The sequence below is a fragment of the Shewanella sp. M16 genome, assembly GCF_018224605.1.
Taxonomy (GTDB): Bacteria; Pseudomonadota; Gammaproteobacteria; order Enterobacterales; family Shewanellaceae; genus Shewanella; species Shewanella oncorhynchi.
The window spans coordinates 23,869-47,815 of record NZ_JAGTUL010000030.1 but is presented as its reverse complement, the minus strand read 5'-3'; the positions used below and the strand labels follow the sequence as shown (position 1 = coordinate 47,815).

The 23,947-nt window shown below is 48.3% G+C and carries 20 protein-coding genes; 1 reads left to right on the top strand and 19 read right to left on the bottom strand.

Translation table 11 applies throughout. The annotated features are described in order from the left end of the window. Nucleotides 1-41: 41 nt before the first annotated feature. The 14 genes from ftsZ to mraZ form a co-directional block, all read right to left on the bottom strand. Nucleotides 42-1,229 (bottom strand): cell division protein FtsZ, encoded by a 1,188-nt coding sequence (gene ftsZ, locus KFE26_RS17735; protein ID WP_106648312.1) that lies wholly within the window; start codon nt 1,227-1,229, stop codon nt 42-44. Nucleotides 1,230-1,262: 33 nt separating this feature from the next. Continuing rightward, a complete protein-coding gene (gene ftsA / locus KFE26_RS17730; protein ID WP_006079897.1) occupies nt 1,263-2,498 on the bottom strand; it encodes a cell division protein FtsA in 1,236 nt (411 codons plus the stop codon). Beyond that, entirely contained in the window at nt 2,479-3,228 is a 750-nt protein-coding gene (locus KFE26_RS17725) for a cell division protein FtsQ/DivIB (protein ID WP_212601189.1), read from the bottom strand. Before KFE26_RS17725 ends, ftsA begins: the two co-directional genes overlap by 20 nt. Nucleotides 3,229-3,379: 151 nt before the next feature. Then, nucleotides 3,380-4,846, bottom strand: a complete 1,467-nt coding sequence (gene murC / locus KFE26_RS17720) for a UDP-N-acetylmuramate--L-alanine ligase (protein WP_105251197.1) — start codon at nt 4,844-4,846, stop codon at nt 3,380-3,382. A gap of 2 nt (nt 4,847-4,848) precedes the next feature. Beyond that, the gene (murG, locus tag KFE26_RS17715) at nt 4,849-5,937 is read right to left on the bottom strand and encodes an undecaprenyldiphospho-muramoylpentapeptide beta-N-acetylglucosaminyltransferase (RefSeq protein ID WP_212601192.1); all 1,089 of its coding nucleotides are present in this window, start codon (nt 5,935-5,937) and stop codon (nt 4,849-4,851) included. Next, the gene (gene ftsW, locus KFE26_RS17710; protein WP_113941076.1) at nt 5,937-7,148 is read right to left on the bottom strand and encodes a cell division protein FtsW; all 1,212 of its coding nucleotides are present in this window, start codon (nt 7,146-7,148) and stop codon (nt 5,937-5,939) included. Before ftsW ends, murG begins: the two co-directional genes overlap by 1 nt. Then, on the bottom strand, nt 7,138-8,457 hold the full coding sequence (gene murD / locus KFE26_RS17705) for a UDP-N-acetylmuramoyl-L-alanine--D-glutamate ligase (protein WP_212601188.1): 1,320 nt from the start codon (nt 8,455-8,457) through the stop codon (nt 7,138-7,140). Before murD ends, ftsW begins: the two co-directional genes overlap by 11 nt. 6 nt (nt 8,458-8,463) lie before the next feature. Continuing rightward, nucleotides 8,464-9,546 carry a phospho-N-acetylmuramoyl-pentapeptide-transferase gene (gene mraY / locus KFE26_RS17700; protein WP_006079891.1) on the bottom strand — a complete coding sequence of 361 codons (1,083 nt, stop codon included), beginning with the start codon at nt 9,544-9,546 and terminating at the stop codon, nt 8,464-8,466. Further along, nucleotides 9,547-10,929: a UDP-N-acetylmuramoyl-tripeptide--D-alanyl-D-alanine ligase gene (gene murF / locus KFE26_RS17695; RefSeq protein WP_212601187.1), complete on the bottom strand. Its 1,383-nt coding sequence runs from the start codon at nt 10,927-10,929 to the stop codon at nt 9,547-9,549. It lies immediately after the preceding gene. A gap of 76 nt (nt 10,930-11,005) precedes the next feature. Continuing rightward, the gene (murE, locus tag KFE26_RS17690; protein ID WP_212601186.1) at nt 11,006-12,508 is read right to left on the bottom strand and encodes a UDP-N-acetylmuramoyl-L-alanyl-D-glutamate--2,6-diaminopimelate ligase; all 1,503 of its coding nucleotides are present in this window, start codon (nt 12,506-12,508) and stop codon (nt 11,006-11,008) included. After that, a complete protein-coding gene (locus tag KFE26_RS17685; RefSeq protein ID WP_105251191.1) occupies nt 12,505-14,259 on the bottom strand; it encodes a penicillin-binding transpeptidase domain-containing protein in 1,755 nt (584 codons plus the stop codon). Before KFE26_RS17685 ends, murE begins: the two co-directional genes overlap by 4 nt. A gap of 13 nt (nt 14,260-14,272) precedes the next feature. Then, entirely contained in the window at nt 14,273-14,587 is a 315-nt protein-coding gene (gene ftsL, locus KFE26_RS17680) for a cell division protein FtsL (protein WP_105251190.1), read from the bottom strand. A 10-nt stretch (nt 14,588-14,597) separates the two neighbouring features. Beyond that, on the bottom strand, nt 14,598-15,539 hold the full coding sequence (gene rsmH, locus KFE26_RS17675) for a 16S rRNA (cytosine(1402)-N(4))-methyltransferase RsmH (protein WP_105251189.1): 942 nt from the start codon (nt 15,537-15,539) through the stop codon (nt 14,598-14,600). 31 nt (nt 15,540-15,570) lie between these two features. Further along, the gene (gene mraZ, locus KFE26_RS17670; protein ID WP_105251188.1) at nt 15,571-16,029 is read right to left on the bottom strand and encodes a division/cell wall cluster transcriptional repressor MraZ; all 459 of its coding nucleotides are present in this window, start codon (nt 16,027-16,029) and stop codon (nt 15,571-15,573) included. 662 nt (nt 16,030-16,691) lie between these two features. Here mraZ and KFE26_RS17665 point away from each other — a divergent pair. After that, nucleotides 16,692-17,027, top strand: coding sequence for a hypothetical protein (locus KFE26_RS17665; RefSeq protein WP_168826581.1), 336 nt, complete (start codon nt 16,692-16,694; stop codon nt 17,025-17,027). A gap of 171 nt (nt 17,028-17,198) precedes the next feature. On the opposite strand, the gene glpK is transcribed toward KFE26_RS17665, so the two are convergent. The 5 genes from glpK to leuB form a co-directional block, all read right to left on the bottom strand. Beyond that, nucleotides 17,199-18,683, bottom strand: a complete 1,485-nt coding sequence (gene glpK, locus KFE26_RS17660) for a glycerol kinase GlpK (protein ID WP_212601185.1) — start codon at nt 18,681-18,683, stop codon at nt 17,199-17,201. 193 nt (nt 18,684-18,876) lie between these two features. Further along, the gene (locus KFE26_RS17655) at nt 18,877-20,223 is read right to left on the bottom strand and encodes an outer membrane protein transport protein (RefSeq protein ID WP_212601184.1); all 1,347 of its coding nucleotides are present in this window, start codon (nt 20,221-20,223) and stop codon (nt 18,877-18,879) included. Between the two features lie 526 nt (nt 20,224-20,749). Next, a complete protein-coding gene (gene leuD / locus KFE26_RS17650) occupies nt 20,750-21,355 on the bottom strand; it encodes a 3-isopropylmalate dehydratase small subunit (RefSeq protein ID WP_113941084.1) in 606 nt (201 codons plus the stop codon). A gap of 27 nt (nt 21,356-21,382) precedes the next feature. Beyond that, nucleotides 21,383-22,783, bottom strand: coding sequence for a 3-isopropylmalate dehydratase large subunit (gene leuC / locus KFE26_RS17645; protein WP_212601191.1), 1,401 nt, complete (start codon nt 22,781-22,783; stop codon nt 21,383-21,385). A 23-nt stretch (nt 22,784-22,806) separates the two neighbouring features. Then, the gene (leuB, locus tag KFE26_RS17640) at nt 22,807-23,901 is read right to left on the bottom strand and encodes a 3-isopropylmalate dehydrogenase (RefSeq protein ID WP_198572574.1); all 1,095 of its coding nucleotides are present in this window, start codon (nt 23,899-23,901) and stop codon (nt 22,807-22,809) included. Between the last annotated feature and the right edge of the window lie 46 nt (nt 23,902-23,947).

The following is a 23,947-nucleotide window of genomic DNA, read 5'->3' as shown; positions in this document are numbered from 1 at the left end:
GAACAACACCTCACATATTACGCTGGACTCAAACGCTCTCGCTAGTCGGCTTGCTTACGCAAAAATGCTGGAATATCAAGATAATCCAATTCATGCTTTGTCGATGGTGCAGGCGTAGGAGCTGGCTGCGGAGCCGCTGGCAACACGTTGCCTTTTGGCGCTGCATAGTTCACATGTGCAGCTTCTTCGACATAGGCTTCGACTTTTGGTTCAACCACTACAGGCTCTGGACGAGGTGCAGGTTTAGAAACCAATTGGATATCAGGACGCTTTTCAGCACCGATACCCGTAGCAACAACCGTTACACGCAGCTCATCACTCATTTCTGGGTCGATGACAGCACCAACAACCACAGTCGCGTTGTCAGAGGCATAAGCCTTAACATGATTACCGACAGTTTCGAATTCTTCGATACTCATATCCATACCCGCAGTAATGTTAACTAACACACCACGCGCACCGGCTAAGTCGATGTCTTCTAATAATGGGCTGGCAACAGCAGCTTCGGCCGCTTCTTCAGCACGGTCTTCACCGCGAGCGACGCCTGTACCCATCATGGCATTACCCATTTCAGACATCACAGTCTTCACGTCGGCGAAGTCGACGTTAATCAGACCAGGACGAGTGATAAGCTCGGCAATACCTTGTACCGCACCAAGTAACACGTTATTCGCTGCGGCGAACGCATCGAGTAAAGAAGTACCACGGCCCAATACTTTTAATAATTTTTCGTTCGGGATCGTGATTAACGAATCCACGTGCTTAGCCAGCTCAGCAATACCTTGCTCAGCGTAAGCCATACGTTTTTTCCCTTCGAATGGGAAAGGCTTAGTCACAACCGCAACGGTCAGAATACCTTCTTCACGTGCGATTTGAGCCACAACAGGTGCAGCACCTGTACCTGTACCACCGCCCATACCGGCAGCGATAAAGATCATGTCAGAACCTTTGATTGCCGCACGAATGTTTTCGCGGTCTTCTTCAGCTGCAGCACGACCCACATCTGGGTTTGCCCCTGCTCCAAGACCTTTAGTGACATCGCGTCCTAATTGAATTGTTGAGCCAGCGCCTGATTTTCTCAGGGCCTGAGCGTCTGTATTGGTAACGATAAACTCAACACCTTCAATGTTGTGTTTGACCATATGTTCGACAGCGTTACCGCCGCCGCCGCCAACGCCGATGACTTTAATCACCGCGTCGTCTGAGTGAGTATCCATGATCTCAAACATTGTCTGATCTCCGTGTTGCCTGCGTTATGAAAATTAAAATTCGCCCTTAAACCAGCTTTGGACCCGATTCCAAGCGCTAGTTACCCCTTGGCGCTCAGGACGTTCGAACTGACGTTCGATCACCCGTCGTGCGCCGTAATGAAGCAGTCCGACTCCAGTGGAGTAAATAGACTGGTCCACGTATTCATATAAACCTTTGATCGGTAGCGGTGACGCTACGCGAACTGGCATGCCAAAAGTCGCTTCCGCAATATCGACCACACCTTGAATCGACGCTGTGCCACCTGTGAGCACAATACCTGCGGCGATTTGATCTTCTAACCCACTGTCTTTCAACTCTTTAAGCACAAGCTCAAACAGCTCTTGGTATCTTGGTTCAACCACTTCGGCGAGCGTGTGACGTGACATGCTCCGCGATGGACGACCACCTACCGATGGCACTTCAATACTGTCTTCGCGGCTCACCATAGAACTGCGAGCACAGGCGAACTGCACTTTAATTTGTTCAGCATGTGACGATGGCGTGCGGAAAATCTTCGCAATGTCATTCGTCACTTGGTTACCAGCAACCGGTACAACCGCACAATGACGCAAGGCGCCATTGGTATATACCGCGATATCCGTAGTGCCACCGCCGATATCGACGATACACACACCTAAATCTTTCTCATCGAAGGTCAACACAGCATCGGCTGAAGCAATCCCAGAGAACACTAAGTCGTCAACCTTAAGGCCACAACGCTCAACGCTCTTAGTAATATTCTTCGCCATATCATTGGCGCAGGTCACTATGTGTACCTTGGCCTCCATACGCATACCGGACATACCGATTGGGCTGCGAATACCGTCTTGAACGTCGATTGCATATTCCTGCGGCAGCACGTGTAAAATGCGACGTTCGGTCGGGATCTTCACCGAGCGAGCCGTATGGATCACGTTATCAACATCTTCCTGTGTCACTTCTTCATCATTGATCGATACCATGCCGTTTTCATTTTGGCAGGCGATGTGTTTACCCGAAATACTCAAGTAAACCGATGACACTTGGCAATCCGCCATTAATTCCGCTTGATCGAGCGCACGTTGCACACTGCGAACTATCGAATCTAAATCGTTCACGCCACCTTTATCCATTCCCCTTGAGGGATGGTTACCAAGGCCGACTATGCTAATTTCGCCATCGGGCAGAACTTCGCCTATGATCACTGCGACCTTAGAGGTTCCTATGTCCAATCCGACGATAAGGTTTCTATCTTGGTTTTTGATCATTAATTATCGGCTCTCTTGTTTGTGCATCGCCCCAGCCTACGGCCAACCCTGTGTCGTAGCGCAAATCTACTCTGGCAACGGATTTCTCTTGTTTCGCCAAAACCGGATAAACAGTAATAAATCGTTGTATCCGTGCAATTTTATCTTCTCGACCCAAATCTAAAACGATACCGTTTCCAAGGGTCGCGTGCCACGCATGTCGTGGCGTTAAATTCAAACTGGCTAAGGTAAAGCCATTAATCTTTAGTAGGGAGTTGATCTGTGCATAGACAGTCAACACCTCAAGGCCCATATCATTTGGTCCAGATAACTGCGGTAAATGCTCAAGCTCTGGGTGCGATGGCGCTTCGAATACTTCTCCATGCACGTTCAACCACAAGTCACCATTCCAATGAGCTGCGGGTTGTTGCTCTTGCAAATACACCCTGAGTTTCGCTGGCCACTCACGCCTTACCGATGCGCGATACACCCAAGGTAAAGCTTCTAACGCCTGCTGCACTAAGGTAATGTCAGCACTAAAAAAACTGCGCTGCATTAAATGCTGTAGTGCTACTTGTATATCTTTATCTGCGGTGTAAACCCGCTCACCTTTGATGGCAACGGCCTCAATCGGCAAGTTGCTGGCATCATTCAAAAATTTATGTAACTGATAGCCACCAAATACAAAACTGGCTACGATGAAGAATAAAAAGCCAGCCCCACTCCATTGATACCAATTAAACCGTGACATTCTTGCCCGCCAGTGCCGCCTCTTATCACTCCAAGACACGCTTCATCCCACCTTTAACGACACCCATTAAAAACCACAGAAAACCGGCCATTATATAGACCAAAATCCTTTGGTCAAAATTTCCTTTTTCTCGCAGATCAAGCGCTAAAGATCAGCTTGCTTGCGCAGGTAATTCCACCACAGCAAACCCTAATCCAGACGACGCTAACTGTCGTGACAGGGCGCCAATATTACCCGCACCTTGGGTGAGTAATAAATCCCCGTCCTGCAATACATCGGGCAGCACTTCTGCAAGCAGATCTGGGCTTGCGATAAAGATCGGATCTAGCTGACCACGCAAGCGAATTGAACGACATAATGCGCGACCATCCGCACCTGTGATCGGCGCTTCACCCGCACTATAAATATCGAGTAACAATAAGCAATCCACTTGTGATAACACTTCCACAAAATCCTCATACAAATCACGGGTACGAGTGTATCTGTGCGGCTGATACGCCATGACCAAACGTCTATCAGGCCATCCTGCGCGCGCAGCTTTAATGGTCGCCGCAACTTCGCTGGGATGATGACCATAATCATCCACTAACATGACTTCGCCCTTCGGCGTGGCAAATTTGCCTAAATGCTGGAAACGACGCCCTATACCTTGGAACTCCACTAAAGCCTGAGTAATAGCGTTATCGTCGATTTCATCTTCAGTCGCCACCGCAATGGCAGCTAACGCATTGAGCACATTATGTTGGCCCGGTAAATTCAACACCAGATCGAGATCTTCTTTAGCTTTACGTCTAACAGTAAAACGGCACTGATGACCTTGCTGGCTAAAATTAAGTGCTTGCACGTCCGCATCGTCACTGAAACCATAGGTCACGTGTTTACGGCCAATACGCGGCAGAATCTCACGCACGACGGCATCATCGATACACACCACAGCCACACCGTAGAACGGCAAGTTGTGCAAAAAATCCACAAAAGTCGATTTCAGTTTTTCAAAATCACCGCCATAAGTATCCATATGATCAGCTTCGATGTTGGTCACCACACTGACCATAGGCTGCAAATGCAAAAAGCTCGCATCACTCTCATCGGCTTCGGCAATCAAATAACGGCTGGTACCTAATCTGGCATTGGTACCGGCACTGTTAAGCAAGCCACCAATCACAAAGGTTGGGTCCCGCCCAGCTTGACCATAAACGCTGGCGATAAGACTCGTTGTCGTGGTTTTACCATGGGTGCCCGCAATCGCGACACCATGTCGATAACGCATCAACTCGGCTAACATCTCAGCACGACGCACAATAGGAATACGTAATTCTTTAGCGGCAAGGATTTCTGGATTTTCCAGATTAATCGCGGTTGATATGACGACCACATCCACTTGCTGCACGTTTTCAGCGGCATGACCAATTTGGATCTTGGCACCGAGTAAACACAATCTGTCGGTCACGGCATTTTGCGCAATATCCGAACCACTCACCTGATAGCCTTCGTTCACTAACACTTCGGCGATCCCGCCCATGCCCGCGCCGCCAATGCCGACGAAGTGAATACGCTTAATACGGCGCATTTCTGGGATCATGCTTCTCAGTTGTGCGTATCTTTCTGTCTTAGTCATGCTTATCCTTTCTCAGCAAGGCTGATGCACACTGCGGCAACTTGTTCAGTCGCATCCAGTACCGCAACGTCTCTCGCTCTTTGGCCCATACGGGCTAATTCTGTTCTGTCATTGGCGAGCAACTGTAATTTGTTCGCCAGTTTATTCACGTCCAAGATGGCCTGTGGCAATAGGAAAGCTGCGCCAGCCTCAACCAATACTTGAGCGTTACGGGTTTGATGATCATCCACTGCATGGGGATAAGGTACCAGAATACTCGGTAGCCCAACCGCCGCTAACTCAGACACAGTCAAGGCGCCAGCTCGGCACAATACCACATCAGCCCAGCGATAGGCGGCTTCCATATCGTCGATAAACTCAGCGATATTCACGCCACCATCTTGTCCTTGTTGCTGATATGCCGCCTTCACGCCCGTAAGATTATCTTTACCCACTTGATGCCAAACCGTCACAGACTGCTGCTGACTCAGTATCGCAACCGCTTCTGGCATAAGATCGTTAAATACTTTGGCGCCAAGGCTGCCACCGACCACGAGCACTTTTAAGGCTTCATCAGCCTCATGCTTAGGTTCTACACCTAAGGCAATCAGTTCTTGGCGAATCGGATTACCAACGACCTTGGCCTTCACTGTGGTAAAGGTATTTTTAAAAGCGCATAACACTTGCGTCGCAATCCGCGACAACAACTTGTTTGTCATCCCTGGGATAGCATTTTGTTCATGCAGCACCAGTGGAATACCGGCTAATCTTGCCGCAACACCACCTGGGCCACTGGCGAATCCGCCCATGCCAAGGACCACATCGGGTTTAAACTCAGCAATCACGGCCTTAGCCTGCAATATTGAACGCACCACTTTAAATGGCGCCGCGAGTTTTCGGATCAAACCATTACCGCGCACACCTTTGATATCGATGAAATCAATATCAAATCCATACTGGGGCACTAAACGCGCCTCCATACGATCTGCCGTGCCTAACCAACGCACTTGCCAACCCTGTTGAGCTAAATACTTAGCCACCGCCAGTGCCGGGAACACATGTCCTCCCGTACCACCCGCCATGACTAAAATACGTTTTCCTGTTGGAGTCATCACTTCAATCTCCCTTGCACGGCCTGAACTAATGTCATGCGCCGCTCGTAATCAATGCGCAGCAACATCATCGCTGCCGCAGTCATGACCCATAAACTACTACCACCGTAACTGATAAAAGGTAATGTCAGCCCTTTGGTTGGCAACATGCCGATACTCGCGCCGACATTCACCACAGTCTGGAAACAAATCCAAATACCGATGGCATAACCTAAATAACCTTCAAATGGCTTATCCATGGCTAAACACAAATTACCTAAACGAATCGATCTCAGCGCCACAAATAGCAATACAGATAACACAGCGATAATGCCGATAAAGCCCAATTCTTCCCCGATCACGGCAAAGATAAAGTCTGTGTGCGCTTCGGGTAAATATTCTAATTTTTGAATACTATTTCCGAGCCCTTGGCCAAACCAATCACCTCGACCATAGGCCATCAAAGATTGAGTCAACTGGTAACCGCTACCGAAGGGATCTTGCCAAGGATCCATAAAGGAGGTCACTCGGCGGATACGATACGGTTCCAATAGTACTAGGGCCACGAACGCCAATACGCCCGCAAAAATCAAGGCAAAGAAATCGAGTAAACGCGCACCGGCTAAGAACAATAAACCAACCGTTCCAACAAATAGCACCACCACAGTACCTAAGTCGGGCTGCATCAAAATCAGCACAGCGTAAATCGCAAATACTGCAATCGGCTTATAGAAGCCTTTAGCATTCTCGCGCACTTCCTGATGACGCCTCACTAAGTAACCCGCCATATAGATGGCGAAGGCAAATTTAGCGACTTCCGCCACCTGGATACGAATAGGGCCTATGGATAACCAACGCGTTGCACCGTTTACCGTAGTGCCAACCACCAATACAGCCAACAACATCAAACCCACAATCAACAACAACATGGGGCTCCAGCGCTGCCAAGTCTGCATCTCTACTCTTAGCACAAATGCCGCAATGAATAAGCAACCCACTAAATAACCCACATGGCGAGTCATAAAATAAAATGGGTTCCCCGTGAGCGTTTGCGCTTCAGGCATAGAGGCTGACATCACCATTACAAAGCCGAAGCTAATCAAAGACAACACAGCCGCGAGCAAAGCACGGTCGTACAATTGCACGCCCGGAACTTCGGTATCACGTTGCCAATTGGGTATTGCTAAACGCAAACGCCCAAATAGGCTAAGTTGTCTTGCATCACTCGCCATTAAGTTGTCCCACGAGGTTTCTAAAATCATCACCTCGAGCCATGAAGTTACTGTACATATCTAAACTGGCGCAGGCTGGCGATAATAAAACGATATCACCAGAGGTTGCCAATTCAGCGGCTTTCGCTACCGCAGCAGCCATAGTGTCGACTCTTATCGAGCCGTCTTTCAATGCAGCAATCTTTTTACCATCGCGGCCTAAGGTGATGAGGTGCGTCACTTTAGCTAAAGCCACAGCTAAAGGCTTAAAATCAGCCCCTTTACCGTCACCGCCAGCAATCAAAATAATATCGCCTAAGTGGTCACTCAAGCCATCGAGCGCGGCGACTGTGGCACCGACATTTGTCGCTTTAGAGTCATTGACATAGGTCACGCCATTCTTAATACCAACCACTTCACAGCGATGGGATAAGCCAGTAAAAGTACGCGCCACTTTTGCCATAACGTGCTTATCGACACCGACGACATCCACAAGCGCCATCGCCGCAAGTAGGTTGGCATGGTTATGACTGCCAATCAGCGAGACTTCAGTGATCGGCATTATTTCGCTGCTGCCGTGATAAATCTTGCTGTCGCTGATGCCCCATTCGTCCGCTTCTGGCGCAGCTAAACCAAAACTATTTTGGTTCATTGGTTCTGGCGGTACGGTCAGTTTATCGTCACGATTAAAGAGTACGGCACGGGTTTGTTTGTATAAACGTAATTTAGCCTCGCGGTAGGCATCAATGTCACTGTATCTGTCCATGTGGTCTTCGCTGATATTCAAACAGGTCGCCACCACACACTTAAGGCTGTGGGTGGTTTCCAATTGAAAGCTCGACAACTCAAGCACAAATAAGTCCGCATTTTCATGCAGCAAATCCAGCGCAGGCACACCGATATTACCTCCGACGGCAACAGCAATACCCGCTTCCCTTGCCATCTCGCCCACCAACGTAGTGACGGTCGATTTTCCGTTAGAGCCAGTAATACCAATCACACAAGGTTTACGGTCAGCAATCTCACGGGCAAATAGCTCCACATCGCCAATCACCTCAATGCCCATATCCACAGCGGCACGCACCTCTGGGGTATAAGTAGCAATGCCGGGACTAATAATGATCTGCGTCGCTTGCACAAGATAACGGCAATCGAATCCGCCAGAAATCAGCTTCACATCAGGAAAAGACGTTGCTAATGTTTCGGCGCCCGGAGGCTGCCGACGACTGTCCATCACCAATGGCGTAATGCCCTTTCCACACAAATAGCGCACCACGGACAAGCCCGTTGCCCCTAAACCTAACACTATGTGTGAATACTGATTTTGCATAACCAATTACCTTAACTTCAACGTGGCTAAGCCAAGTAAGACGAGGAATATCGAGATAATCCAAAAACGCACTATCACTCGAGGTTCAGGCCAACCTTTTAACTCATAGTGATGGTGTATCGGCGCCATGCGGAAAATACGCTGGCCGCGTAACTTGTACGAACCCACCTGCAGAATCACTGACAGGGTTTCCATCACGAACACGCCGCCCATGATCACTAATAAAATTTCTTGGCGAACAAGCACTGCGATCGTGCCCAGTGCAGCACCTAATGACAGTGAACCCACATCGCCCATGAAGACTTGCGCGGGATAAGTGTTGAACCATAAAAAGCCTAGACCCGCTCCGACAATGGCGGTACAGACGATCACTAACTCACCCGAGCCAGGTAAATGCGGAATATGTAAGTAGTTCGCAAACTGCGCGTGACCGGATAAATAAGCGATCAACGCAAACGCCGCCGCGACCATTACCGTCGGCATAATCGCCAAACCATCGAGACCATCGGTTAAGTTCACCGCATTGCTCGAACCCACAATAGTGAAGTACGCCAATACGATAAATACGGCGCCGAGTTGCGGCATCACGTCTTTAAAGAAAGGAACCACTAACTGGGTTTCGCCTGGATTGGCCGCCGTGGCATACAGGAAAAAAGCAATAAGCAGCGCAGCCAAAGATTGCAGAATGTACTTCCAGCGCGCGATCAAGCCTTTAGTGTCTTTACGCACCACTTTGCGATAATCGTCGATAAAACCGATCAAACCGAAACTGCCGAGTACAAACAGCATGACCCACACATAGCGGCTACCGAGATCGCCCCACAGCAACACGCTGATGAAAATAGCAGCCAATATCAGCAAGCCACCCATAGTCGGCGTGCCACGCTTACTAAAATGTGATTCTGGACCATCGTTACGCACAACCTGACCAATTTGCAGTAATTGCAAACGTTCAATCAGTTTAGGACCAAACCATAAGCTAAAAACCAATGCGGTCAATAAGCCTAAAATGGCTCGAAATGTCACATAGGAAAACACGTTAAACCCGGTATGAAAACGGGTTAAATACTCGGCCAGATATACCAGCATTTACACTAACTCCCCACGCCCGAAGGCTACTGTTAGGCCATCCACGACCCGCTCCATGGCGGCGCTACGTGAACCTTTAACGAGAACCGTTACCTGTCCCGGCAACTGGTTTATATGCTTTATAAGTTTTTCTACTAACGTCGCCACACTGTCATAGTGCTCCGCACCGAAAGCTTGGCTCGTGTGCTGACTTAAAGTTCCGGTACAAAACAAGGCATCAATCCCCTGTTGCTTGGCCAGTTGCCCTAGTTCAGCGTGTAAAAGGGGCGCATTGTCGCCTAATTCTCCTAAATCTCCCAGTACCAGACAGCGATTTTCAGAAATTTCCTTTAACCAAGCGATCGCCGCGCCAACGGAGACAGGATTTGCGTTATAGCTATCGTCGATTAGACGCACGCGTCCCAATTGACTCGGCTGCATACGTCCTTTCACTGGCGTTAATTGGCTCAAGCCTTCAGATATTTCAGTCAAACTCAATCCCAAAGCAATACAAACACTTGCAGCGGCGAGAGCATTACTCACCTGATGACGACCCGCCAACGGCAATACCACTTGGCAAGATTCACCTAAATAATTGAGCATAAAACGATAGCAACCATCCGCATTAGTCTTATGGCCTGTCGCTATCACGTCGATATGACGTTTAGCGGCGCCATCTTGCTGGGAGAAGCTCAGTTGCTTATAAGGTCTTGCCTTAACGCTCATAAAATCAGCGAAGGCATCATCGGCGTTAATGATGGCAGTGCCATCGGCCTGCAGATGATTAAAAATCTCTGACTTCGCCTGTGCGACACCTGCTTGTGATCCAAATCCTTCTAAATGGGCGCTGCCGACGTTATTCACCAGCGCGACGTTTGGACGCACAAGTCCCGAGGTGTAATCGATTTCACCTTTATGGTTAGCGCCGAGCTCGAATATCCCAAACTCATCCTCTGGCGTTAAACGCAGCAAAGTGAGCGGCACACCAATCTCATTATTAAAATTGCCAGCGGTATAGAGGATTTGATGCTTTGCCGACAGAATGGTCGCGATCATTTCCTTCACGCTGGTTTTGCCGTTTGAGCCAGTCAAAGCAACACAAATCGGATTGATCTGGTCACGAACATAAGCACCAATCGCACCCATGGCTTTTTGACAATCAGCCACTATGAGCTGCGGGATATCAAAAGCTAACTCACGCTCAACCATTAACGCCGCTGCGCCGTTCGCAATAGCTGTTGCTGCAAAATCATGGCCGTCAAAGCGCTCACCCTTTAAGGCAACAAACAGGGTTGCAGCGCCGATTTTACGGCTATCACTGCTTAAATCTTGGATGGTGACGTCGTCACCGACTCGATACACGCCTAAGTGTTGACTTAGAGTCTCGAGAGAAAGTGGGATCATCTTGATTGCTCCAATGACCGGTGTGCCAATACACATCCATCATAGTGTTGACTTAGAGTCTCGAGTGAAAGAGGGATCATCTTGATTGCTCCGCTAACAGGCGTGCCAGGGCGCGTTCATCATAGTCATGACGCACACCTGCCGCCTCTTGGTAAGTTTCGTGGCCTTTGCCCGCAAGCAAGATCACATCGCCAGGTTTAGCCAATGCCACAACCTCTTTAATTGCTGCGATACGGTCAACCTGAGTCAATGCCTGCTGAGGGTGGGTTAGCCCTTGGATAATATCGGTAATAATTTGCGCGGGGTCTTCACTGCGCGCATTGTCGCTGGTCACCATAATGCGGTCAGCATATTGCTCTGCAGCTTGGCCCATCAAAGGACGCTTGCCCTTATCACGGTCGCCACCACAGCCAAATACGCACCATAAATCACCGGCACAATGGCGACGTAGCGCGTTTAACGCTTGTTCGATCGCATCTGGCGTATGGGCATAATCGACCACTAAGGTGATGTTATCCGCAGTTGTGAAACGCTCCATACGACCTGCGACGGGCGTTAGGTATTGCACTTGCTCGGCTAACGCTTTCATATCAAGACCTTGCAGGTACAAGGCCGATAGCGCCGCGAGTAAATTAGAAAGATTAAAGGCACCAAGAAGTGGCGAGTGGATTTGAGTCTCACCCTCGGGCCACACTAAGGTTGCCCTGACACCTTGATCGTCAAACTTGGCATTTTTGGTATAAAAAGCCGCACCTTGATGACCTTCAATACTAAAACCCCAAATCTGCGCAGGCGCAGGCTTAAGCTCAGTCAACCAAGACGCGCCAACTGCATCGTCGAGATTCAATAAACCGTGACCTAAAGTGCTGAAACGAAATAGGCTTTGTTTAGCGGCGGCATAGCTTTCCATATCGCCGTGGTAATCGAGGTGATCGCGTGTCAGATTAGTGAACACGGCAACATCAAATGGTACTGCGTCGACGCGGCCTTGCACTAAGCCGTGACTTGACACTTCCATGGCGCAGACACTCGCGCCTTGGGCTTCAAACTCATTCAACTGACGCATTAAGGTAATCGCATCGGCTGTGGTGTTACCACTATCAACAAGCTCGCCCCAGAGACCATTGCCAAGGGTGCCCATGACGGCGGCTTTGCGCCCCAATGAAGTCACCAGTTGTGCAATGAGTTGACTCGTAGAGGTTTTACCGTTAGTTCCAGTAATACCGATAACACCAAGGGATGGCATAACGGCAGACTTGTGCGCTAAGGGATAACGCTGGGCGGCAATTGCCGATACCTGACGACTTAACTGAAAGAAATAAATCTGCACACCGTGCTCGGCATCATCACCCAGCAACACTTTGCCATGTTGGTCAGCATCATCCGTGTGAACTAATACGCCTGCGGCACCTAAATCTAAGGCTTTTTCAATAAACTGTCTGCCATCGACCTTATGTCCTGGCAGCGCCAAAAACACATCGCCGCGACGTATTGCACGGCTATCTAAGGTCAGATCATTGAAGGACTGCGCGCCAGCATAATGTAGCCAAGGCGCTAGCAAATCCCGTAATAACATCATTCTGCTCTCCCAGCGGCGATTCCCGCCAATTGCACTTGTTCTTTATCGGTAATGGGTTCAACGTTTAACATTTGCAGTGCGCCAGACATGACTTTGGCAAATGCAGGCCCCGCCACTGAACCACCATAATAGAGATCCCCCTTAGGCTCATTCACTACCACCACTATCGCTAATCTAGGATTATTCGCAGGAGCAACACCCGCAAATAAAGCAACATAATCATCACCATAACCACCAGCAACTGCCTTACGACTTGTGCCAGACTTACCTGCAACTGGATAACCGTCGATGTGTGCTAAGGTGCCAGTGCCACCTTTTTCCGTTACACCGACCAGCATTTGCATCACATCGTGGGCCACATTTTCAGAAATGACTCGCTCACCGACAGGTGGCTTTTTCAGTTTCATTATCGAGACTGGGAACAAAGTACCGCCATTGCCTAAGGTGGCGTACATACGCGCAAGTTGAAGTGTTGTTGCCGTTAAGCCGTAACCAAACGACAAGGTGGCACGTTCAAAGTCTGACCAACGGTGGCGATCTTGAATCAAGCCAGCGCTTTCACCCGTGAGGTTAATTCCCGAAAAACTGCCAAGTCCCATGGATTGATAAGTACCGAGCAGTTGCTGCACCGGAATAGACAAAGCCAATTTACTGATGCCGACGTTACTAGATTTAGCCAAAATACGCGCCAAACTCATATCGCCGTAGTTTGCGGGGTCACGTACTTGGCGACCACCTAAACGCATCCAACCCGGTGAAGTGGCAATAATATCGGTCGATTTAACTGTGCCAGCTTCAAGCGCTGCGGCTACCACAAATGGCTTAATGGTCGAACCCGGCTCAAAGGTATCTGTCATAGCACGGTTACGCATTCTGAAGGTTTGCAGATTGTCGCGCGCATTGGGGTTATACGAAGGCGTATTCACCATAGCCAAGACTTCACCCGTGTGAATGTCGAGGACGACAATCGAACCCGAAGTCGCTTGGTTCATCTCAGTGGTGCGTTTTAATTCGCGATAGGCTAATTGTTGGATCCTATGATCGATACTCAGCACGAGATCATTTGGACTCTCGCCTTCCTGCACTATATCGAGACGCTCGACGACATGACCATCGCGTGACTTACGCACTTTTTGTTTGGAAGGCGTACCTGTTAACCAACTATTATAAGCATTTTCAACACCTTCAATCCCAACATCATCTATGTTAGTGATGCCGATTAATTGAGCTGTGATTTCACCACCAGGATAATAGCGGCGAGATTCGGACTTTAGAAATACACCGGGTAATTTAAGCTGAGTAATATAGTCCGCAACCGCAGGGGTAATTTGGCGTTTCAAGTAGGTGAAGCGTTTGGTGGGGTTACTGCGCACTCGCTCTAACAAATCTTCGAGGGGCTCATGCAACACATCGGCTAAGGCTTGCCAGCGGCGCATATCGGCAAAACCATTACTATCATTGACTTGTTTTGGATCAGCCCAGACGGCACGCACTGGCACACTAACGGCCAGCATGTCGCCATTACGGTCGGTGATCAAGCCACGCTGCACTTCACGACTAGTGGTCCGCAATGTTCGCATGTCACTTTCGTGACGTAATTTGTCGGGCTCGATAATTTGAATATAAGCTGCGCGTCCCACTAGGCTGCAAAACAACGCACACACAAACCCGACCACTACGTATAAACGCCAGTGGATCAATTGAGGTTTTTGCGGTTTGCTTACCCGTTTGATTTTCGCTTGCCTAGTCATATCTTCCCTATACTCACGGCACCTTTACCACAACTTCTTCGCTGGGTAACGGACGACTCATGTTGAGTTCCTTAGAGGCAATACGCGTAATACGACTGTGCTCAGTCTGCGATTGCTCTTCTAATAATAAATTGCGCCACTCAATATCTAATCTATCTCGCTCCTGCAGTAACTGGTCCCACTGGGTTGTCAGTTGACGGCTAACATGGCTGCCATAAACCACGGCAACCGCATTACTCAGCACAAGCAAGGCTAATAACAAGATCCATTTGTGCAGCCATAAATCATGTAAAACGATCCGTGGCAGATTAATCGAGGGCTTACTCACAGTGCGCCCCTTAGTAATCTAAACGCTCGGCAATGCGTAACACTGAGCTGCGAGCTCTGGCATTGCGTTCGATTTCTTCGTCGGATGGCATAATCGCCTTGCCCACGGCACGTAACTTACGCGACTTGTTAATTTGATCTTCAGTCACCGGAAAACCGTGCGGTACGCTTTCGCCTTGGCTATGACGACGAATAAAACGCTTCACGATACGATCTTCTAAAGAATGGAAACTGATGACCGACAAGCGTCCTTGGGGAGCGAGCACATTGACGGCTCCTTCAAGTGCCTGATCAATTTGATCTAATTCACTATTGATATAAATGCGGATCGCTTGAAACACCCGAGTCGCAGGGTGCTTATTGCGTTCTTTATTTTTAGTGATACGCGCAATTAAATCGGCTAAATCTTTGGTACGTAAAAACGGCGTTTTCTCACGGTCGGCAGCAATACAACGGGCAATATGGCGAGCATTTTTCTCTTCACCGTAGGTTTTAAATACCCAAGCCATATCTTCAATTTCGGCACGAGCCAACCATTGCGCAGCCGTTTGGCCTTGGCTGTTATCCATACGCATATCGAGTGGACCATCGCGCAAAAAACTAAAACCGCGTTCAGCATCGTCGAGCTGGGGTGAAGACACACCTAAATCGAGTAATACGCCATCAATTTTGCCCACAAGCCCAAGCTCTTCGACATAATCGGCTAACTGACCAAAGCCACCATGCACGATTTGAAAGCGTGGATCGTCAGCAAATTGTTTGGCCGCTTCAATCGCTTGAGGATCACGATCGATGGCGATCAATCGACCATGTTCACCGAGTTGTTGTAATACTTGTCTTGAATGACCACCGCGGCCAAACGTGCCATCGATATAGATGCCATCGTCTTTGATGTTTAAACCGCCAACCGTTTCTGCTAGCAGTACGGATAAATGGGCAAATTCTTGACTCATTACTCTCTTCTTATTTAGTTATCACGACTCGTTAAAGTGAAAAATCCGCGAGGCGCTCATTATTAACGAGATCCTCACTTCGAATCGTTTCCTGACATTCATCAATTTGCTGCAGCCAAGATTGCTCATCCCACAGCTCAAATTTATTCAATTGCCCCACCAGCATGATGCGCTTATCTAAATTGGCATATTGCCTTAACGGTGGCGGCAGTAATATGCGCCCATTACTGTCGAGCTCCACTTCGTGGGCGTAGCCGAGTAACAGGCGTTTTAAGGATCTCTGGGTTTTATCGGTATCTGAAAGCTTCAACAACTTAGCTTCGATCAATTCCCATTCGTGAATGGGATACAAGAGTAAACAGGCGGATTGGATATCGACGGTAATCACGATGCGGCCTTGGTGCTCAAGCTGCAAAGGTTCGCGGTATCGCACTGGAATAGCGATCCGTCCCTTTGTATCTAAGTTGATAGCACTGGCTCCACGAAACACGCTAATTCATCCTATCCTTTGATTTTTGATCCACAAATATCCACTATTTCCCACAACTGCTAAGTTTAGGGACAGTCGACAAGCATTGTCAAGGGATGGGATCCTTTTATAAATCCAGTCGGCAAGCGGGTTAGCCGCATGTTGAGCACTTAACCTCGCGACAAACTTTTGACAAGAAAAACCATTAGAGATTGACTAAACAGAGGAAACAACAGGAATAAATAGCGCCGATATATTCAGCAACCTTTTGCTTTCAGGTGCTTGCGATGAAAAAATGGGGAATTATTTCTGTATTTGTGGGATTTTACGGGTCGAGAAATAACGTCAAACTCATAAACGCAACAAAACAAACTTACGTCCATCCTTATTCGACAGTCAAAAAAGAGTTGAAATCAGCATAAAAATCTAAATTTTTATTCCAAATAAAGACGTTCATCTTTTTACTAATGGCTGAATATTAATGTCGCGATTGCGAGAAAGATCAAAAATCCCACGTAAAATCCACCAAAAGAACCACTTTCTCCCTATACATTCACCTTATACCCGCACTAGCTACCTAATGGATCGCCTTATTCGCCTTAACAAGGTAAACGGCGTATAGTCTAAATATTGACCTACTTCAGCCGATATCATATTAAGAGGTGTAATAACAAGGAGGCGTTATGAGTGGATTGGATAGCATTTATGCCATGCTGGCACAGCCAGTAAAAGCCGTGTTTCACCCTAAACGGGTTGTTGACCAAGTCAGCAGTGCAAGCGCAAATGCCCCCGATAGCCATGAAACACCGCAGTCGCAGTTACCTCCAGCGTTAGAAAGCCGCAATACTAAAGTCAGGGAAAGACGCAAAGAATCAGATAATAATAAAAATAAGAAACGCCGTGCATCGGATGAAACCGAAACGCTAAAACTAAAAGAAGGTGTCGTACTTGAAGTGACCGATGATTCCGCAGAAATCAAGAAGCCACCGAGCCAACATATCATTGATGTAGAGGTATAAATCCGGACTGATATAAAACGGAAAAGGCGCAATCCCATTGGATTAGCGCCTTTTTATTAGCCTCTTTTTAGCAGCACTATCGAGCATGTCTGAAATCAGGCCAGATTTCGAATCATGCGATACCTCAAATTAAGTTTTATCTCAAACCAATGCCGCCTCAAGCCGTATTGTTTAATTTCGAGTTCTGGCCACCGCGTCCTGCCAACCTGCGTATAGCTGTACTCGAGTCTGGGCATCGATATTAGGGATAAAATGCTTATCGATACAGGCTTTGTGCTCAAGCTCTATCACACTCTCCCAAAAGCCCACTGCCAACCCAGCTAAAAATGCCGCACCCAAAGCGGTTGTCTCACAAACGCTTGGCCTTAACACTTCGACATCGGTAATGTCGGCTTGAAATTGCATCAAAAAATCATTAGCGACCGCGCCGCCATCCACCTTTAAACGCTTAAGGCTGACGCCACTGTCTTTGATCATGGCATCGAGTAAATCTTTACTCTGGTAAGCGATGGATTCTAACGCCGCCCGAATAATATGATTACGATTCGCCCCGCGTGTCAGACCAAATAGCGCACCACGGGCATTGGGATCCCAATAGGGCGCACCGAGTCCCACAAAAGCGGGCACCAGATACACGCCATTAGTATCGGCGACCTTAGAGGCAAAGTACTCAGTATCACTGGCATCACGAATAAGCCCCAGTTCATCTCGCAGCCATTGAATGGTCGCGCCGCCCATAAAGACTGAACCTTCAAGGGCATAGTTCACTTCACCCTTAGGCCCCACGGCAACTGTAGTCAATAAGCCATGGTTTGAGCGCACCGCTTTGGTCCCTGTATTCATCAATAAAAAACAACCAGTACCGTAGGTATTCTTCGCCATGCCGGGCTCGACACATAACTGACCAAAAAGCGCAGCCTGTTGATCGCCCGCCATTCCTGCAACTTGGATTTCACTGCCTTCGCCAGCAATCCGTGTTGTACCATACACGCTGCAGGAAGGTTTAACTTCTGGCAACATAGACGCCGGAATATCTAAGGCTTCGAGTAACTTATTATCCCAAGTCAGGCTATGGATATTGAATAGTAGAGTGCGGGCAGCATTGGTGGGATCGGTGACATGCACCTTGCCCTCGGTTAACTTCCACACGAGCCAAGTATCGATAGTGCCGAACAACAACTCACCACGCTCAGCTTGCTCACGGGCATTGGGCACATTATCTAGAATCCATTTGATCTTAGTGCCTGAAAAATAAGGGTCGAGTAATAAACCGGTATTCTCACGCACATATTCTTCTAACCCTTGAGCTTTGAGTTGCTCACAAATCTCAGCGCTGCGACGGCACTGCCACACAATCGCGTTATAAATAGGTTTACCTGTGGCCTTCTCCCATATAACAGTGGTTTCCCGCTGATTGGTAATGCCAATGGCGGCCACTTCATCGCTGTGAATACCCGCACGCGCCAATACTTCAATTAACACTGAACTTTGGCTTGCCCAAATCTCCATGGGATCATGCTCGACCCAACCCGGATTAGGGTACAACTGGGTAAATTCCCGCTGGGACACGCTGACAATGTTTGCGTCGTGATCGAACACTATCGCCCTTGAGCTGGTCGTGCCTTGATCTAAGGCCACCACGTATTTTTTCTGCACACTACTATCCTATCTGAACTCTCCGCCGCCTTTTTATGCTAGGGAGAATTAACATGATCCACCGACTTATGCAGTGAATATATTCGGAATTTACCGCCGTGACCAGCAAGCAAGCCGTAAAACAAGATAACGCCACCATGCTATAGCCATAAAAAAGCCCTGAAAATTCAGGGCTTTTTTTAACATACTGAACTTACATCTTGTAGCTCATTTGGATACCCGCAAGCCATACATCGCCGCTTGCTTCGCCGTTAAAGTTAACAGTCGCGAGGTTCAATAGGTTTTGCTGTTCGTTGATTGGCGCATCGCCAGTCGCTTTAATATAAGTCACAGCAAAATCAACGTTCAGGTTCTTAGTTGCCTGATAACCTGCGCCCACAGAGAACCACAGACGGTCAGAGTCTGGAATTGTGGTTGTGCGCCACTCGTCATTTGCCGCCGTTTTATCTAAAGCAACACCGGCACGCACTAACCAGTCGTTATTCACTTGATAAGTCGTCCCTAGCGCGAAGCGCCAGTTATCTTCGAAGTGCTCTTCTTTAACTAAATCAGACTCTAAGCCGCCCTTAGGCTTAACTTCACCAGGGAAATAAGCCACTAGTTGATCGAATACACTCCAATCGGTCCAGTTCACACTCGCATGCATGGCCCAGTTATCGGTCAATTGGTGATGGGAAGCTATCTCTGCAAAAGCGGGCAATTCAAGCGGTAAATAACCTTCAATAGACACATCTTGGCCGCCAGTGTACAGCACACCTGAGGCATGGCCATCTAAATCCAGCTGCACGCCGCTGTGATACGCAAAGCCTAAACGGTGAGCAGGATTAATTTGCCAGCTTGCACCTAACTGCCAGCCGTAACCCACATCATCACCCTTCATGCTTTTCAGCTCAGTGCCACCTGGAGGTAACATAGCCTGCACAGGAGCCGGCAGAGCAGGTTTGATACCATCAACCCAACCTGGTAATGAGGCACCAATTTCGCCTTCACCATAAACGATACGTACACCAGCACCTACGCTAACTGCATCATTGATGCGGTACGCAATATTTGGATTAAACTCAACGGTTGTAACCGAAGTCTTGTTACCAAAAATAGCCGCAGCGTGAGTCGCAGGTAATTCAGTGGCTAGACCATAGTTAGAATTTACCGCTAGACCCCAAGTCCATTGATCATTTAACTGATTTGAGTAGTAAAAGTTTGGCACGAGTGCGTCATCGGCCACGTCCAGTGCATCACCAGCTATCACTTTAGGATTTGGGCCAATTAACGGCGAGCTAAGGCTGACATCACCAGTCACATCGACGTTTGGCATAACGTAAATGCCACCCGCGGACAACTGACGTCCTTCTAAATAAGTCAGCATTGCAGGATTTCGACCTTGAGCCGAAGCGTTATCCGCCATAGCTGCTTCACCCGCAAAGGCGCGACCTAAACCTGTAGCAGAGTATTCCGCAAGTTGAAAACCCGCGGCATGGAGTTGAGTCGTTGAACTTAACAAGGCTGCAGTGACAGCCAAAGTCAGAAGACGTTTTTGCATTGTTATTCTCTAATCATATTATTGTTATCTGTACTACTTAGATGAGTACTGCGGCGTTCAGGCAAAATAGAGCAAACACTCCATATTGAATGCGCAGCAGTTTACTTATGCAGAAGATGTTTGCAACCAAAGGAGATAAAACAGACAGAAACTCTAAAAAAATGAGTCTTTAAAACAGATTTAGTGACATACATCACCATTAAAACAAAAAACCACCTTTAAACACTCAAAAATCATTCACGACAGTCGTGAGATTTAAATTAAGAACTCAACAAATACCAATATTAAACAACAAGATAAAAAATTAAAACTTTGGAACACCTGTAAATCATTTAAACTCGACAAATTCAGCATAAATCACTGTGGAGAATAAAATTTTCTAGTATCAAAACGACAATAAAAATTTATGCTTTAAAATACAACTGATTAAATTAAGAGTGTATTGAGATTCAAAACAAAAACGCCTAGGTATTAACCTAGGCGCTTAAATATAGACTCAACACGAGTACAAATGTGCGCTGAAAGTTTAGCGGCGCCAACCTTGGATTTGAGTTTCGTACTGACTGATTTGCACAGCATGGGACAAGGTCAGCCCAATAGCATCTAACCCATTGAGTAACTTATGTCTCGCCGACTCTGCCAGCGTAAAACTAAACTCAGCACCTGACGGTGCAATCACTTTACAGCTTGTGAGATCAACCGTGATTTGCGCGCCTTCTTCTGCCGCCACTTCGTCCATCAACTGACGCACCTGCGCATGGGTTAACGCCACAGGCAATAGGCCATTATTGATTGAGTTGCCGTAAAAAATATCGGCAAAACTCGGCGCTATAATGGCGCGCAAACCAAAGTCCGCCAGCGCCCAAGGCGCATGCTCGCGGCTTGAACCACAACCAAAGTTTTCCTGCGACAAAAGAATTGAAGCGCCTTTATAACGAGGCTGGTTCAATGAAAACTCAGGATTAGGCACATCGCCCGCATCATCTAAATAACGCCAGTCATGAAATAAGTGCACCCCAAAACCATCGCGCGTCACCTTAGACAAAAACTGTTTCGGAATGATCTGATCCGTATCGATATTGGTGCTGTCGATCATGACCGCAAGCCCGGTATGGGTCGTAAAAGGTTGCATTAACTTCTCCTCTTGGGTTTACGGTAATTAGTAAGGTTTACGAATATCGACAAAATGCCCAGCCACCGCAGCGGCGGCGGCCATTGCAGGGCTCACTAAATGGGTACGACTGCCGCGGCCTTGACGACCTTCGAAATTACGATTACTGGTCGAAGCACAGCGATCGCCCGCCTCTAATCTGTCATCGTTCATCGCCAAACACATAGAACAACCCGGTAAACGCCACTCAAATCCCGCTTCAATAAAGATTTTATCTAAGCCTTCGGCTTCGGCTTGGGCTTTCACTTGACCAGAACCAGGTACTACAATCGCGGTGACGCCACTCGCGACTTTACGGCCTTTGGCATGTACTGCGGCGCTGCGTAAATCTTCAATCCGTGAGTTAGTACATGAACCGATAAATACTTTGTTGATGTTGATATCTGTCATTGGCGTACCCGCACTCAGGCCAATGTATTCTAGGGCCTTTTCCATACTAGCTCGGGTACTTGGGTTTGCTTCATCAAGAGGATCAGGCACTTTGCCATCGATTGCTACGACTTGGCCTGGGTTAGTGCCCCAAGTCAATTGTGGTGCGATATCGGCGGCATCGAGTACCACAGTCGCATCAAACACGGCGCCATCATCGGTTTTTATGGCTTGCCAATAAGCGACAGCCTCTGCCCAATCTTCGCCCTTGGGTGCAAACTCGCGGCCTGCTAAATAGTCGAAAGTGGTTTGATCCGGCGCGACCATGCCCGCCTTAGCGCCCATCTCAATCGCCATGTTGCACACTGTCATGCGGCCTTCCATCGACAGGGCTTCAATCGCCTCTCCGCAGAACTCCACCACGTAACCCGTGCCGCCATCCATGCCGATTTTGCCAATAATAGCGAGGACGATATCTTTAGCGGTCACGCCATCGGTGACATGGCCACGCACTTCAATCTTCATGGTCTTAGCTTTTAACTGACGCAAAGTTTGCGTCGCTAAAACGTGCTCTACCTCGGACGTACCAATGCCAAACGCCAATGCCCCAAAGGCGCCATGGGTCGCGGTATGGGAATCACCACAGACAATCACAGTGCAGGGTAAGGTAATACCCAACTCAGGACCCATTACATGCACAATCCCTTGATTAGGATGATGAATGTCGTATAAACGCACGCCAAAGTCTTTACAGTTTTGCGCTAGGGTTTCAACCTGTGCGCGCGCCATTGGGCTTAGCGCATCCAAGCTGGCGCTACGGGTCGAAGTGTTGTGATCCATAGTGGCAAAGGTTTTTTCCGGTGCACGCAGTTTGCGGCTCGCCACTTTTAAGCCACTGAATGCTTGGGGGGAAGTCACTTCATGGACTAAATGTCTGTCGACATAAATGATCGGCGCTTCACCTTCAGGAGTCGCTACAACGTGGGCATCCCATACTTTTTGATACAGCGTTTTTGCCACCGCGTTTTTTGGCACAGTCGTCATTACACACCTTCCTTTATAGCATTGGCGATAAAGTCACCCATCTCGGCGGTTGATTTAGCTTGGCTACGCTTGTCGCTGCTCAATAGCTCACCAGTTAAGTAGCCAGAATTTAATGCTTTGCTTACGGCACGCTCAATCGCACAGGCGGCTTCTTCTTGCTTTAAGCTGTGACGCAACATTAATGCCGCCGACAGAATTTGGGCGATAGGGTTTGCAATGCCTTTGCCCGCGATATCTGGCGCACTGCCACCCGCTGGTTCAAATAAACCAAAGCCAGTGCTGTTCATGCTCGCCGATGACAACAAGCCCATAGAGCCCGTTAACATGGCGATTTCGTCGGATAAAATGTCGCCGAACAGGTTAGAACATAGCATCACATCGAACTCATCGGGACGACGTAGCAACTGCATGGTCGCATTATCGATATAAATGTGTTCAAGCTCGACATCGGGGAAGTCCACCGCCACTTCTTCGACCACTTGGCGCCATAACACTGAACAGGCGAGCACGTTGGCTTTATCCACTGAGGTCACTTTTTTACGGCGACCACGGGCGGCTTCAAAGGCGATACGGGCGATACGGCTAATTTCACGGCGGCTATAACGCATAGTATCGAAGGCTTCTTCATTCTCGCCTTCACCTTGGCGACCCTTTGGCTTACCAAAATAAATACCGCCGGTTAACTCGCGTACACATAAAACATCAAAGCCACGGGCGGAAATATCGCTGCGCAGCGGTGACATATGCTCTAGGCCGTCGTGCAATTTAGCGGGGCGCAGATTACAAAACAGTTCGAAGTGACCACGCAGAGGCAATAGCGCACCGCGCTCAGGTTGTTCATTTGGCGGTAACTTTTCCCACTTAGGGCCACCGACTGAACCAAATAGAATCGCATCGGCCGCTTCACAGCCCTTTAGCGTGGCATCGGGTAAGGGACAACCGTGGTTATCAATGGCAATACCGCCAACATCGAATTCAGTGTATTCGATATTCAAATCGAAACGTGCTTCAACCTCACGCAGCACTTTACGCGCCTCAGCCATCACTTCAGGACCGATCCCATCCCCTGCTAATACTGCTATTTGATAACTCATACGCCAGCCAACTCCTTTAAATGTGAATGCTTTATGCTCGACCTTG